Genomic DNA, 13,846 nt, shown 5'->3' with positions numbered 1-13,846 from the left:
GAGCGCCAGGCGCGGCGGTGCCTGGCCTTCGCGCTGCAGGCGGGCGAGCAGGGCCCCGGCCCGCGCGCGCAGGCGCGCGGCCTCGTCCGGAGCGGATGAAGCGGGCAGCAGGGCGACCAGCTCGCGTAGCGACACCGGGGCGCACAGCACACCGGGCTCCGCAGCCAGCATCGCCAGCACACGCTGCTGTTCGGCCAGCAGATCGGCCGCATCGCCCAGTGCCGGGCCAGGCTCGACCAGCAGCGCGGCACGCGGGCGATCGGGGTCGACGCCGAACTGGCGCGCCCAGTCGTCGAGCGCCGGGGCCGGCGTGGCGATGCCGATCAGTTGCAACACGAGTTCCTGGCGCAGGCGCGCATCGCGGGCGATGAGCTGCATCAGCCGCGCCTGCTCGATCATGGTTTCGGCCGCCATGCGCAGCAGTTCGGCGAACTGGCGGATCGCGTCGGGCTCGCCGCTGAGCCCGATCACGCCGACGATGCCGCCTTCGGCGCGCAGCGGCAGATTGACGCCCGGCCGCGCATCGTGCAGCCGGCTCGCCAGCGCATCGTCGATTTCCACCGTGCGGCCCTGCGCCAGCACCATCAGCGCGCCCTCGTGCCGGCCGCCGATGCGCGCCGGGTCGCCGCTGGCGATGATGACGCCGTGCGCATCCATGACGTTCACGTTGGCGTGCAGGAGCTGCATCGTGCGGTCGACGATGGACTGGGCGAGAGAGGCATCGAGCAGCAGCATGGCGTGGGCGGGAAACGGACAGATGCCCGCATGCTGCCGCGTACGGCGGGCGCGGACAAGCACGGCGGCACGGCGGCCGGGCAAGCTGCGTCGAAATGTAATCGCGCCGCCGCAAGCCCCCGCGCCACGGCGGGCCACCGTCTCCGCCGGCATCTGCGGCCCCGGCCCGCACCGGTGCCGGCGGCGAGGCGGAACGCGAAACAACTCGTCACGCTCCGCGCGGAGTTTTCCCGCCGCGCCGTGTTCATATCCGCATCGACCGGCGCAATGTCCGCGTTGCCGCCATATCCAACGAACAGACGACAGGAGAACGACATGAAGCTCCACACCCTCATCCCCGCCATCCTGCTCACCATCGCCGCGACGGGTTGTGCGACCTGGGACAACATGTCCTCGCGTGAAAAGAGCGCCGCCACCGGTGCCGCGATCGGCGGCGTGGCGGGCGCGGTCGTGACCGACGGCGGCATCCTCGGCACGGTCGGCGGCGCCGCGATCGGCGGCGTCATCGGCGACCAGGTCGGCAAGAAGAAGTAAGCCGCGCATCTTCCGCATTCCCGCTTTTCTCCTCCGCTCCCATTGTGGAGACAGCTCGGGCATCGGCGCCCCATCTGGCGCCGATGCCCATTTTTTTATCGCCGGGCCGTCCCAAGGCAAAAAAACCTCCTTTGGAGGGCAGCAAGCCCACTCAGCGGATGAGCGTGGGGGCATTTTTGTCCGCGCTACGCCGCCGCCAACGGTTCGGCGCAGCAGCAGCCCGTCGCATCCTTGGTAGAATCGCGCGGTTCCGCCTCGCCATTCTTGCGCGCAGGCGGTTTTCTTTTCGCTGACGAATCCCGATGACGACCACCCCCTTCCCGCCCGAGCTGCTGCGCGACGTCGAAAAGCGCCGCACCTTCGCCATCATCGCCCACCCCGACGCGGGCAAGACCACGCTGACCGAGAAGCTGCTGCTGTTCGGCGGCGCGATCCAGCTCGCGGGTACGGTGAAGGCACGCAAGTCGGCGCGCCACGCCACCTCGGACTGGATGGAAGTGGAGAAGCAGCGCGGCATCTCGGTATCGAGCTCGGTGATGCAGTTCGAGTACATGGATCACACCGTCAACCTGCTCGACACCCCGGGCCACGAGGATTTCTCGGAAGACACCTACCGCGTGCTGACCGCGGTGGACGCGGCGGTGATGGTGATCGACGCCGCCAAGGGCGTGGAAGCGCAGACGATCAAGCTGCTCGAAGTCTGCCGCCTGCGCAACACGCCGATCATCACCTTCGTGAACAAGATGGACCGCGAGGTGCGCGAGCCTTTCGAGCTGCTCGCCGAAATCGAGGACGTGCTCAAGATCACCTGCGCGCCGGTGACCTGGCCGCTGGGCATGGGCAAGGCGTTCCGCGGCGTCTACCACCTGCTGCAGGACCAGGTGCTGACCTTCACCCCGGGCGAGGAGCGGCGCAGCGATGCGCAGGTGCTGAAGGGCATTGCCAATCCCGAACTGGACGCACGCTTCCCGATGGAGGTCGGCCAACTGCGCGAGGACGTCGAGCTGATCGAGGGCGCCTCGCCGCCTTTCGAGCTCGGCGAATTCCTTGCCGGACAGCAGACGCCGGTGTTCTTCGGCTCGGGCATCAACAACTTCGGCGTGCAGGAAATCCTGCACGCGCTGATCGACTGGGCCCCGCCGCCGCAGGCCCGCGATACCGGGACGCGCAGGGTGCAACCGGCCGAACCGGCCTTCACCGGCTTCGTGTTCAAGATCCAGGCCAACATGGACCCCAGGCACCGCGACCGCATCGCTTTCTTCCGCATCTGCTCGGGACGCTACAGCTCGGGCATGAAGGTGAAGCACGTGCGCGCAGGGCGCGACATGAAGCTGGCCAATGCGCTGACCTTCATGGCCAACGAACGCGTGATCATGGAAGACGGCGTCGCCGGCGACATCATCGGCATCCACAACCACGGCCAGCTGCAGATCGGCGACACCCTGACCGAGGGCGAGAACATCGGCTTCAAGGGCATTCCGTATTTCTCGCCCGAACTGTTCCGCGCCGCCCGCCTGCGCGATCCGCTCAAGTCCAAGCAGTTGCAGAAGGGCCTGCAGGAGCTGGGCGAGGAAGGGGCTATCCAGGTGTTCGAACTGGAGGGCGGCCAGATGCTGCTGGGCGCGGTCGGCGTGCTGCAGTTCGAGATCGTCGCCCAGCGCCTGAAGGACGAGTACAAGGTCGATGCCATCTTCGAACCCGCCGACATCCACACCGCGCGCTGGCTGAGCTTCCCCGACGAAGTCACCCGCCGCAACTTCGAGCGCGAGCAGGCACTGCGCCTGGGCAAGGACATCGACGGCAACCCGGTGTACCTGGCCACCAGCCGCTACAACCTCGAAGTGACGATGGAAAAATGGCCCAAGGTCACCTTCCACGCCACCCGCGAGCACGGCCAGGTGCTGGCCTGAGCGGCCGCGCTCAGGCCACCGGCGCGTACAGCGGGTAGAGCACGTCTTCCTCGCGCCGGATGCGGTCGGCCAGCGCCGCGCCAACGGCATCGAGATCGGCGACGAAGCTGGCGGCCAGCGCCGGGTCCTCGCCGAGACGGGCATAGCGGGCGAGGAAGGCGACGACTTTCTTGCCGATCTCGTCCATGTCGTGGCGGAACTCGCGCATCAACGCATGGCTGGCGGGATCGTCCGCCAGCGTGTGTTCCAGATAGACGTACAGCCGCACGTTCTCGACCAGCAGATGGCCGTGGAGGTCGGCGCGGAAGCGCTCCAGCAGCAGCGCGGCCTCGCCGAAGCGCGCGCCGCGCGCCGCCTTGCCGATGGCGGCGAAGCATTCGAGCATGGCATGGTGGTCGCGGACCAGGTGCTCGACCAGGTCGGCGCTGTAGCGGATCGAGGTGCCCGGCGCGCAGCCGTCCGCCTCTTTCAGGGAACGAGCGGGCGCGGGCGCGGCATCGGGCTTGCCGTGGCGCCTGCCGAACAGCCAGTCGAGCAGAAACATGGAACGCTCCAGTGGAAAGCCGCGCAACGGCGGCCGGTCGCGAAAAGTTTCCCGACGCTAAACCCTGTGCCGCCCCGATTTCCATGTCATGGATCAAATCCATGCTGCCAACAGGTGTATATCTGTCCGTGCCGGGGCCTGCGATCGCGCCGTCCAGCCGGCGGGCCGCCGGCCCCTGGCGCGTTCCCGCCACTCTGGTATGGTAGCCGCCAAGGGGCGCAGCGCATCCCCACATGCCAACCACCAACCGCCACGGAGATGTCATGGCCAAGATCGAGACCATTCTGTTCGCGACCGATTTTTCCAAGGGTTCGGCCCAGGCATGCGAGCTCGCACGCACGCTCGGCACGCTGACGGGCGCCCGCCTGCATGTCCTGCACGTCATCACGACGTTGCACGACAGGAGCAATCTGCGCATTTCCTCCGCGATGCTCTCCAACATGTTCGATGAGATCAAGCAGGGCGCGGCGCAGGACATGCGGCAGTTCTGCCAGGAGAACCTGGCCGGCCTCGACATCACGCCCCACATCGTCCAGGGCGCCAGCCACGAGGAACTGCTCCGCGAAGCCACCCGGATCGGCGCCGACCTGATCATCATGGGCACCCACGGCCGCACCGGCCTGGAAAAGCTGCTGATGGGCTCGACGGCGGAAAAGGTCGTGCGCAGCTCCATCATCCCCGTGCTGACGGTGCGCGAATCGGAAACGGCGGGCAGTTGAGGACTGCGTGCTTTCGGCAAGCGCCGCAGCGTCAATGGTATTGACCTGAATCGGACAGCGAATGACGACTCCGGCAATGATGCCGGAGTCGCCGCCTGTCCTATCCCTCAGTCGCGACCAGAACGTCAAGAACTCCATCCTCGGCTACCCATGCCAGGCGCTGGAACTCTTCGCCGCGAAGAGACGCGGGATCCCGCCGACACGGTGCCTTGCAGCGGCCTTGATGACAATGAGCAGCGGCGCCCCCCGATGCGGGCAGCCGCCATGGCCGCCCGGCATGAGGCCTAGAAGCGGTATTTCGCCGTCAGCAGGAAGTTGCGCGGGTCGCCGAAGAAGTTGGCATCCGAGTAGGAGCCAATGGTCGAATAGTATTTACGGTCGAACAGATTGTTGACGTTCAGGCTCAGGTCCAATTGCCTGGTGACCGCATAGCTGGCATGCATTCCGGCGATGGCATAACCGCCCTGCTTCACGCCCCACGGACTTTTGACGCCGTCCTGCACATGCAGCGAACCGCCCACCTTCCAGCGGCTCAACTCGCCCGGCAGCCGGTAGCTGGTGGCGAGCTTGAACAGATGGCGGGGAATGTTGGTCGCGTAGCGCTTGCCGATGCTGTAGCTGCCGATCGGATCGTACGCCGAGGCCTCCGACAGGCGTTTGGCTGAGGCATAGGTGTAGCTGGTAGCCATCTGCCAGCCCGGCGCCAGTTCGCCGTTCAGTTCGAATTCGACGCCGCGGCTGCGCACTTCGCCGGCCGAACGATAGCAACTGGTCAGCCCGGTCGCACACTGGGACACGGGCAAACCATCCGGCAGATTCTCCAGGTCGATCTGGAAGATCGCGGCGCTGGCGTTCAGGCGGCCGCCGAAGTACTCGCCCTTGATGCCGACCTCGTAGTTGCTGCCGGTCTGCGGGTCAAGTAGACCACCATCGGCCGTGTAATAGTCTTGCGGATTGAAGATGCGCGTCCAACTGGCATAGATCGAATGCTGCACGTTCAAGTCGTAAACCGCGCCCAGATACGGCGTGAATTCATGGTCGACCTTGAAATCCGACGCGCCATAGGCAGATCCGCCCCACTGCTGGGCAATCGTCTGCTTGTACCAATCCACCCGGGCGCCAGCGATCAGGGTCAGCGGATCGGACAGTTTGAAACGCCCGGATCCATAGATGCCGGTCTGCTCCCGTTCAGCGTCGCGGGTCCATAGGTTCCAACTGCCGGTGATCGTCGGCTTGGGGACGGAACGCGGGCTCCAATCCAGCGGGTTGAAGCTTACCGGGGTGAAATCGGTCGGTGCGCCTTCATCCTTCCACTTGTTTTTGCGATGGCTGGCGCCGAACACCAGTTCATGCGTGCCTCCCCATAAGCGGACCGGGCCGGCGGCATGGGCGTCGATGCTGTACTGATCGCGCGCATAACGATATGCAGGACTCCCCCCTACGAGGTTGTAGGATGGGGCGGCTGTTTGATTCGCGAGGTATGTACCCATCATGTCCATCTCGCTATCGATGGACGTTGCCGCCAATTTCGCTTTCCAGCCATTGTCGAAACGGTGCTCGACATCGGCGAAGACGGTGGTGCTCTTCTTGTCCCAGTAGGCCCAGCTCGGACTCATGCGCGTGGAGCGGGAGATGGGCAGGAAGCTGCCGTCCGGCCAGGTGCCGATGCCGTTCCAGTCCACGCCGGGGTTGTCCTCGTTGCTGTAGGAGAAGCCCAGCGTCGCGGTGGTGGCGGGGGTGAGATCGGCTTCGAGGATGCCGTACACCAGCGTGCGCTTGTTCTCGTAATCGTCGATGAAGGATTTCTTGTCCTGATGGCTGACCACGGCGCGACCGCGCAGGGTGCCGGCCTCGTTGATCGGGCCGCCGACATCGAGGGAGCCGAGATAGTTGTCCCAGCTGCCGACGCTGCCGGTCAGCGAGCCCTGGAATTCCCTGGTCGGACGCTTGCGCATCAGATTGATCGAGCCGCCCGGCGTGCCCTCGCCCTCCATCAGCCCGGCCGCGCCGCGCATGACTTCGACGCGGTCGTACATCGACATGGCGCCGGTGGACAGCGCGGCCTCCTCATACTGGATCGGCAAGCCATCGACCATCAGGTTGTTGACCTGGAAGCCGCGCGACGTGAAGCGATAGCGTTCGCCGCCCCATTTGGTCACGGTGAGGCCGGGCGTGGCCTGCACGACGTCGCTGAGCGAGGTCAGCCCCTGATCCTCGATACGCTGCGCGGTCATCACCGTGACCGACTGCGGCGTTTCGCGGATGGACAGCGGCATCTTGGTGGCGGTGTTCATGCTGCCGGTGGTGTAGCTGCCAGTACCTTCCGTGGTGCCGCCGCGCTCGGCCTGGGCCGTTACCGTAACCGGCGCCAGCCTGGTGTCCGCCGCTGGAGGCAAACGGCGCAGGCGGTAGCCGCCATTGGCGCCGGGCACGGCTTCCAGCCGGTGGACGGCGAGGATGGCGGCGAGGCCGGAGGCGGTGGTGTGCGTGCCGCGCAGCCCGGCGCTACGGACATCCTGGGTGAGTTCGGGATCGATGGCGATCATCACCCCGGCTTCGCGGCCGAAACGGCCGAGCACCTGGTCCAGGCTGCCGGCGGCGATGTCGTAGGCGCGGCCGGCCGAGGCCGGGGCGCTGCCGGCGGGTTCGGCCAGTTGGGCCCGGGCGGGCGCCTGGATGGCGCCGCCGGCCAGGAGGGCGCCGCACAGCATCAGGCGGATCGCGCTGGCAAGCGGCGTGCGGACGGGGAAGGGGCGATTGTGCGGCATGCGGGTTTTCCTTTCTCGGACAGGCGTTGAACGGAAGGCGCGCGGACTTTTGCGGCCTCTCTGTTCTGCTTGATGCACGAGATGGAAAAAACTACCCCACCATCCAAAATTTTTTTTGCCACCGGGCGGCAACGGTGGGGCATGGGGGCCTTTTTGCCGCGCGGCGCTCAGGTGCGCGGCCCGACGGTGACCCAGTAGCGGGTGAAGTGCCCAATCCGGATCGGCAGCGTCTCGGCCAGCAACGCGAGCACTTCGTCCGGCGCGTGCAGCGGAAAGGCGCCGCTGACGCGCAGGTGGGCGACAGCGGGGTCGCAACGCAGTCTGCCGGGGCGGTAGCGGTCGAGTTCGGCGATGAAATCGGGCAGCGGCATGCGCTCGACGACCAGCATGCCGTCGCGCCAGGCTTCCTGACCGGCACGCAGGGGCTGTGCCGGGGCCGCGCCCCCGGCGGTGAAGGCGCTCTGCTGGCCGGCACGCAGCCGCAGCGCGGTGCCGCGCGCGGGGCGGAGGTCGACGGCGCCGTCGAACACGGCCACGCCGACGGGGCCTCCGTCCCGCTCCTGGCGGACGGAGAAGCGCGTGCCGACGGGCAGGATGTCTCCTTGGGCGGTGCTGACGAGGAAGGGGCGGCGTGCAGCGTCCGGCGCGCTTTCCACGAGAATTTCGCCGTGGCGCAGATGAACCCGGCGCTGCTCCGCGTCGTAATGCACGTCGACGGATGTGGCGGTATTGAGCAGAAGGCGGGTACCGTCCGCCAGCGCGATCCAGCGCTGTTCGCCGGTGGCGCTGCGGTAGTCGGCGCCGATGGCGTCGTGCAGGCGCAGTTCGCGGGCCAGCAGCGCGCCACCGCCGAGCAGGCCAAGGCCGGCGAAGGTCTTGAGCACGGTGCGCCGCGCGCCGCCGGTGGCGCTGCGCAGTACCTGACGGGCCAGCGGCGCGGCGATTTCGCCGCTGGCCGCGCGCATGCCCTGGCCCAGCGCGGCAATGCGCTGCCAGGCGCATTCGTGGGCTTCGCTTGCCTGCCGCCAGGCCAGACAGGCCGCGCGCTGGGCATCGTCCGCGCTGCCGGAGAGCAGGGCGACATGCCAGGCGACGGCCTGCTCCACCACCTCGGGGTCGAGCGCCGGGCGGCCATCCGGCTGCCGACCGAGCGGGGGTCCGGCGGAACGGTTCATGCGTCGCCGCCGTACACCGCGCCGTAGCAGTGCATGAAGGCCTTGGTCATGGCCTTTTGCACGGCGCCGACGGAAACCTGCTGCAAGCGGGCGATTTCGCCATAGGTCAGGCCGTCGAGCTGCGACAGCAGGAAGATTTCGCGCGTGCGCGCCGGCAGGCCGGCCAGAACATTGCTGACCGCAGCGAGGGCCTCGACCACCAGTTGGCGGGTTTCCGGCGACGGGGCGGTGGCTTCCGGCTGGGCGGCAAGGGCCTCCAGGTAGGCGCGCTCCAGCGCCAGCCGGCGAAAGTACTGCGCGGTCAGCCGGCTGGCGACGGTGGTGAGGAAGGCGCGTGGCTCGCGGATCGACAACGGTTCGCCGGTGGACAGGATGCGCAGGAAAGTGTCCTGCGCGATGTCGTGTGCGTTATCCACATTGCCGAGCTTGCGGCGCAGCATGCCGACCAGCCAGCCGTGGTGCTGGATGTAGAGCGCGTCGATGCGGTCCGGCGGAGTGGATGTGTCCATATCGAGAGGGTTCCTGTCCTTGAGGAAATGCGAACGCTTCTTATTTTATGGGAATGAGCGGCAGCACGGCCAACTCCATTTCGGCCCGCCTCTCCAGATGGAAGCGCTGTGCCTGCACGCAGGCAACACCGTCGAGGACTACGCCGGTGAGTTCCTGGATGCGGCCATACGGAAAGCAGGCTACGAAAACTGCTGATGGGCTCGACGGTGCGCGAATCGGAAACGGCGGGCAGTTGAGGGCTACGTGCTTTCGGCAGGGCTTCAGGGCGCCGAATTGACCTGGAAGCGATTCCGATACGCTCCGGGACTCATGCCGATGCGCTGCCGAAAGAGCCGCGAGAACGAGCTGGTGTCACGGTAACCGACCTGGCCGGCGATGGCATCGATGCCCTGGTCGCCGGTTTCGAGCAGCGCGCGGGCGGCTTCGAGCCGCAGGTCCTGCACGTACGCCAGCGGCGCCTGATCCAGCGCGGCCCTGAAGCGCCGGATCAGCGTCCGCTCACTCGTCGCCAGCGCCGCCGCGAGTTCGGAGATCCGCAGTTCCCGGGTCATGTTGCTCTGGAGCCAGTGCTGCGCGCGCTGTACCAGCGAATCGGAATGCATGCGTTCCGCCAGTAGCGGCAGGTAGGGAACCTGGCTGGTCTGGCTCACATCGATCAGCAGGCTCTTGGCGGTCTGCGCGGCAATGGCCTGGCCCGCGAAGCGTTCGACGATGCGGATCGCCTGCAGCAGGTAGGACGCCGAAGCACCCGCGCAGAGCATCCGATCCGATTCGGTGATCACCGGGCGCAGTTGCAGATCCACGTCCGGATACCTGGCGCGGAACTGGCGTTCCAGCCACCAGGTCGTCGTCGCCGTCCTGCCGTCGAGGAGCCCCGTCTGCGCCAGAATGAAGGTGCCGGTGCAGTTGGCGGCGATCCAGGCTCCGGCCTGCCACTGCGCGAGCAGCCACGCACAGGCGCCGGCTTGCCGGTCGAGGATCTGCTCGAACCGCCGCCGGCCGCCATAGTGCAGGCTGGGAATGAAGACGAGGTCGTAGCGCTCGTGCGGCGCCAGTGCGTGCGTCTGCAGTTGCAGGCCGTTGCTCGCCGTGACGGGCTTCCCCGCCAGGGACACGAAGCGCCACGCGAACTGCACGGCCGCGGCGCCCTGTTGCCGCCGCAAATGCGCGTTTGCAACCTGAAGGATATCGGCAAAGCCTCCGGCACTGGAGGCATAGCACTCGTCGAGCGTCAGGATCGCGGCATGGACCATGGCGTGGCGAAATTCGCATAAAGACAGTCGGTTTTGCCACTCTACACGGCAAAGCCGGCTTTCTACACTGCTACCGTCACGCAACGCTCCACTCCGCGACCGGGTGGAACGGCCGTCAACTAAAGGGCATTACCCGGCCGGCAACGGCCAAGGCATGGCCCACCGAATGTGAGCGCCCATTCATGAAGATCTTCGTCGTCCACGCCCACCCCGAACCGAAGTCGTTCTGCACGGCCATGAAGTCGGCCGCGGTCGAGACCTTCGAGCGCCAGGGCCACGAGGTCCAGGTCTCTGACCTGTACGCCATGGGCTTTCAGCCGGTGGCGTCGCAGGCCGATTTCGGCGATCGCGCCAACCCCGATTACTGCGTCTACGCGCTCGAGCAGCGGCACGGAGCCACCACCGGCACGCTCAGCGCCGATATCCGCGCGGAACTCGACAAGCTGTTCTGGTGCGACCTGGTCGTGTTCGTCTTTCCACTCTTCTGGTATTCGACACCGGCCATCCTCAAAGGCTGGATCGACCGGGTGTTCGTGTCGGGCCGGGTTTACGGCGGCAAGCGCTTCTACGACCGCGGCGGACTGGCCGGGCGCCGCGCGCTCGTCGGCCTCACGCTGGGCGGCCAGGAACACATGTTCGGGCCGCAGGGCATTCATGGGCCGATCGAAGACATGCTGAAGCCTTTTCTGCAAGGCACGCTGGCCTATGCCGGACTGCAGGTACTGCCGCCTTTCATCGGCTGGCACGTTCCCTACGTCACCGACGAGGCGCGGCATCAACTGATGGCGGCATGGGAACATCGCCTCCGGTCGGTTCAGGACGATGTGCCGCTCCGCTTCCCGAGCCTCGCGGATTACGATGACCAGCTCCATCCGCTCAACGTTGCAATGTAGCGGCCCGCTGGATGTCCACGCCTTCGCACCGGGCCAGGGCGTTAACGCGGACCCCGTGCGCGGCAGCAGCAAGCTGTCCATCGACATCGACGCCGGCGCGGGGCCGGACTGTTCCGCCAGGTGCTGGTGATGCACGACATGCTGGGCGTTTTCCCGGGCAGAAAAGCGCGTTTCGTGCGCGACTTCACGCAGGGAAAAACGAGCGTCGAGGGCGCGATCCGTGCCTACGTCTAGGCCGTCCGGGAAGGCAGCTTCCCCGGGCTGGAGCACGGCTTCTAGGACGCGGCCGCGGGTTTTCCCGCCGGCTGAAGGCGGCTGGCACCGACACGGACCTCCGCCACCGCCCGCATCGCGGGGGATTCCAGGCGGGGATCGCCGCGCAGACAGGCCCGCAGCATCGGCAGGGCGTCCAGCCCCCAGAACAGGCGCTCGCCGACGGTGATGGTCGGCACGCCGAACACGCCGTCGGCCGCCGCCCGGGCCGTGTCATCCTTGAGGCGCGCCTTGACTTCGGGGGCGTCCAGGGCAAGCGTTCCCTCGGCCACGCCCAGGCGTTCAAGCAAGGATCGCCACGCCTCCGGGCCATCGGGATCACAGCCGGTGGTGTAGAGCTGGTCGAACACGGCCGACACCACGGCCGGTGTGCTGCCCAGCGCGATGATGAGGCGCAGGTAGCGCAGCGGGTTGAACGGATGGACCGCCGGCATGACGAAGGGGATGCCCTGCTCCTGGGCAGTCCAGGTGCACAGTTCGTAGGTGAAGCGCCGCTTGCGCTCGATCTCGGCCGGCCCCTTGTGGCCGAATGCGTTCAGCAGTCCGGCGAACAGCACCGGGCGCCGTTCGAGCGGCACGGGCAAGGGGTTCCGGCGCAGCGCGTGGTCCATGAGGCAGGCCCAGGGAGAAACGACGTCGAAGTAGAAAATGCCCTGGGGCGCGGGGTCGATGGTGCTCAATGGGGGCTCCTTGTCTGGAAGGCGGGCGAATTCAGGCCTGCGCCGCCTTCAGGGTTTCCGCCAGCAGGTCCAGCCGGTCGCCGCCCCAGAACAGTTCGTTCCGGTAGACGAAGGTCGGGGCGCCGAAGACGCCGAGACTTTCCGCCCGCGCCTGCGCCGCGGCCAGATCCGTCCCAGCCTGGCTTTCCAGATAGGCGTGCCAGTCCTGCACGTCCAGGCCGGCCGACTGCAGGGCGGACGCGATGTCTGCCCGCGATTCCAGGTCGAACTCCCGGCGCCAGAACGCCGCCAGCACGGGATCGATGAACGTCCACAGGCGCTCGCGGGCCTTGGCGAAGAGCATGGCCTGGCAACCCAGGGTGGGGTCCCAGAGCTTGGTCGTGGCGCGGATGGTCAGTCCTTGCTTGCGGGCGAGACGGCGGCAATCCATGTACAGGTACTTCACCTTGGCGATGTCCCGGCCCGCGCGTGCTTCCGCCTCGCCGCCATAGGCGGAGCGAAAGTCCGTGATGAACGGCCACCAATCGAAGGCCACCCCGCTGCGTTCGACCAACCGGCGGACGGGGCCGAGAGCGAGGTAGGAGTACGGGCTGCGCAGGTCGATGAAGGCGTCCACCACCGCGGGGGCGTGCTCATGCATGGCCGGTCATTCCACCTTGAAGAGATTCCGTTTTGCCTCGGGCGAAGCCGAAACGTCGACCCAGCGGTCGCGCAGAAGATCCAGCCCCCGTCCCACCGCGGGCCGGCCGCGCACGCGGCCGTACCAGGCCTGCACGTTGGCGAAGTCGTCGAGGGCCACGCCGGTGAGCTTGTGGATGCGAACCCACGGAAAGCAGGCCATGTCGGCGATGGAGTAGTCGTCGCAGAGGTATTCCCGCCCTGCAAGGCGCAGGTCGAGCACCTTCAGCAGCCGCTTCGTCTCGTTCTGGTAGCGGTCGAGGGCGTAGGGCACCGGGTCCGGCGCATAGCGGAAGAAGTGCTGCGCCTGCCCCATCGTCGGCCCCAGCCCGCCGACCTGCCAGAACAGCCATTGCATGACCTCGTTGCGCTGCCGCCATGCCGCAGGCAGAAAGCGGCCTTCCTTCTCCGCCAGGTAGAGCATGAGCGCGCCGCTCTCGAAAACCGTGACGGGCTCGCCGCCATCCACGGGCTCATCGTCGATGATCGCGGGAATCTTGGCGTTGGGGTTGATGGCCCGGTAACCAGGCTCGCGCTGCATGCCCCGGGTGATGTCGATGGGGATGAGCCTGTAGGGAATCCCCAGTTCCTCGACCAGGATCTGCGCCTTGTGCCCATTGGGCGCGGGCCAGCTGTACAGATAGATCACGGCCGCCTCCTGTTATTTTTCCACCTTGCCGTGCATCACTATGATGGTTTGCTGCATCAGTGCACAGAGCGATTCCTTGCCATCCTTGACTGCGAAGACCTCGGCCTTGGTCACGATCAGCGTGCGGCCCGGACGCACCACTTGGCCGCGGGCGATCAGCTTTTCGCCATCGGCCGGCGCCACCAGATTCATCTTGTATTCCACGGTCAGCACCGAGGCGTCGGCCGGCACCAGCGTCATCGCCGCATAGCCGGCGGACGAATCGGCGATCATGCCGACCACGCCGCCATGCACGAAGCCGTGCTGCTGCTCCACGCCCTGCCAGTGGGGCAGGTGAATTTCCGTCAGGCCCTGTTCCACCACGGGCAAGGTGGCCTGGATGAGATGCATCGCGCTCTGGCGATCGAAGCTCGCGCGGATGCGCTGCGCGAAATGAGGGTCGGGTGTGCGAGCCATGCTGCGGGTCTCCGGTGGAAGCAGTGAACGCATTAGAATTCATGCATGGCGTCGGTACAATTGAGTTTT

At 66.9% G+C, this 13,846-nt stretch carries 15 protein-coding genes; 5 read left to right on the top strand and 10 right to left on the bottom strand.

From position 1 onward, the window contains the following. A partial coding sequence (locus tag C666_RS13210) for a sugar diacid recognition domain-containing protein (RefSeq protein ID WP_282680397.1) occupies positions 1-798 on the bottom strand: 798 nt, incomplete at its 3' end. A gap of 252 nt (positions 799-1,050) precedes the next feature. Between C666_RS13210 and C666_RS13205 the strand changes: the two genes are divergently transcribed. Together C666_RS13205 and C666_RS13200 are read left to right on the top strand one after the other, a co-directional pair. Beyond that, a complete protein-coding gene (locus C666_RS13205; RefSeq protein WP_004340311.1) occupies positions 1,051-1,269 on the top strand; it encodes a YMGG-like glycine zipper-containing protein in 219 nt (72 codons plus the stop codon). A 302-nt stretch (positions 1,270-1,571) separates the two neighbouring features. Next, the gene (locus C666_RS13200) at positions 1,572-3,179 is read left to right on the top strand and encodes a peptide chain release factor 3 (RefSeq protein ID WP_004340308.1); all 1,608 of its coding nucleotides are present in this window, start codon (positions 1,572-1,574) and stop codon (positions 3,177-3,179) included. 10 nt (positions 3,180-3,189) lie between these two features. Here C666_RS13200 and C666_RS13195 read toward each other — a convergent pair whose 3' ends face one another. Then, on the bottom strand, positions 3,190-3,723 hold the full coding sequence (locus C666_RS13195; protein WP_004340305.1) for a hemerythrin domain-containing protein: 534 nt from the start codon (positions 3,721-3,723) through the stop codon (positions 3,190-3,192). 263 nt (positions 3,724-3,986) lie between these two features. Between C666_RS13195 and C666_RS13190 the strand changes: the two genes are divergently transcribed. Continuing rightward, entirely contained in the window at positions 3,987-4,442 is a 456-nt protein-coding gene (locus tag C666_RS13190; protein ID WP_004340303.1) for a universal stress protein, read from the top strand. Between the two features lie 284 nt (positions 4,443-4,726). Here C666_RS13190 and C666_RS13185 read toward each other — a convergent pair whose 3' ends face one another. From C666_RS13185 to C666_RS13170, 4 genes are all read right to left on the bottom strand, one after another. After that, the gene (locus C666_RS13185; RefSeq protein WP_004340301.1) at positions 4,727-7,210 is read right to left on the bottom strand and encodes a TonB-dependent siderophore receptor; all 2,484 of its coding nucleotides are present in this window, start codon (positions 7,208-7,210) and stop codon (positions 4,727-4,729) included. Between the two features lie 167 nt (positions 7,211-7,377). Beyond that, positions 7,378-8,385, bottom strand: coding sequence for a FecR domain-containing protein (locus tag C666_RS13180; protein WP_004340299.1), 1,008 nt, complete (start codon positions 8,383-8,385; stop codon positions 7,378-7,380). Beyond that, positions 8,382-8,894 carry a sigma-70 family RNA polymerase sigma factor gene (locus C666_RS13175; protein ID WP_004340297.1) on the bottom strand — a complete coding sequence of 171 codons (513 nt, stop codon included), beginning with the start codon at positions 8,892-8,894 and terminating at the stop codon, positions 8,382-8,384. Before C666_RS13175 ends, C666_RS13180 begins: the two co-directional genes overlap by 4 nt. Positions 8,895-9,155: 261 nt before the next feature. Then, on the bottom strand, positions 9,156-10,232 hold the full coding sequence (locus C666_RS13170) for a GlxA family transcriptional regulator (protein WP_245603952.1): 1,077 nt from the start codon (positions 10,230-10,232) through the stop codon (positions 9,156-9,158). A gap of 98 nt (positions 10,233-10,330) precedes the next feature. On the opposite strand from C666_RS13170, the gene C666_RS13165 reads away from it, so the two are divergent. Both C666_RS13165 and C666_RS20970 read left to right on the top strand, forming a co-directional pair. Next, positions 10,331-11,041 carry an NAD(P)H-dependent oxidoreductase gene (locus C666_RS13165; protein WP_004340290.1) on the top strand — a complete coding sequence of 237 codons (711 nt, stop codon included), beginning with the start codon at positions 10,331-10,333 and terminating at the stop codon, positions 11,039-11,041. A 129-nt stretch (positions 11,042-11,170) separates the two neighbouring features. Beyond that, on the top strand, positions 11,171-11,275 hold the full coding sequence (locus C666_RS20970) for a hypothetical protein (RefSeq protein WP_086013360.1): 105 nt from the start codon (positions 11,171-11,173) through the stop codon (positions 11,273-11,275). A gap of 41 nt (positions 11,276-11,316) precedes the next feature. On the opposite strand, the gene C666_RS13160 is transcribed toward C666_RS20970, so the two are convergent. Genes C666_RS13160 through C666_RS13145 form a run of 4 tightly spaced genes read right to left on the bottom strand, consistent with a single transcriptional unit; the run spans position 11,317 to position 13,777 of the window. Further along, complete coding sequence (locus C666_RS13160; RefSeq protein WP_004340287.1) at positions 11,317-11,994, bottom strand: 2-hydroxychromene-2-carboxylate isomerase; 678 nt, start codon at positions 11,992-11,994, stop codon at positions 11,317-11,319. Positions 11,995-12,025: 31 nt separating this feature from the next. Then, a complete protein-coding gene (locus C666_RS13155; protein WP_004340285.1) occupies positions 12,026-12,634 on the bottom strand; it encodes a DsbA family protein in 609 nt (202 codons plus the stop codon). Between the two features lie 6 nt (positions 12,635-12,640). After that, positions 12,641-13,321 carry a glutathione S-transferase N-terminal domain-containing protein gene (locus C666_RS13150; protein WP_004340282.1) on the bottom strand — a complete coding sequence of 227 codons (681 nt, stop codon included), beginning with the start codon at positions 13,319-13,321 and terminating at the stop codon, positions 12,641-12,643. A 12-nt stretch (positions 13,322-13,333) separates the two neighbouring features. Beyond that, a complete protein-coding gene (locus C666_RS13145; RefSeq protein ID WP_004340279.1) occupies positions 13,334-13,777 on the bottom strand; it encodes a PaaI family thioesterase in 444 nt (147 codons plus the stop codon). Between the last annotated feature and the right edge of the window lie 69 nt (positions 13,778-13,846).

Source organism: Thauera linaloolentis 47Lol = DSM 12138, from assembly GCF_000310205.1.
GTDB classification, from domain to species: Bacteria; Pseudomonadota; Gammaproteobacteria; order Burkholderiales; family Rhodocyclaceae; genus Thauera; species Thauera linaloolentis.
This window is presented reverse-complemented; position numbering and strand designations above follow the sequence as displayed.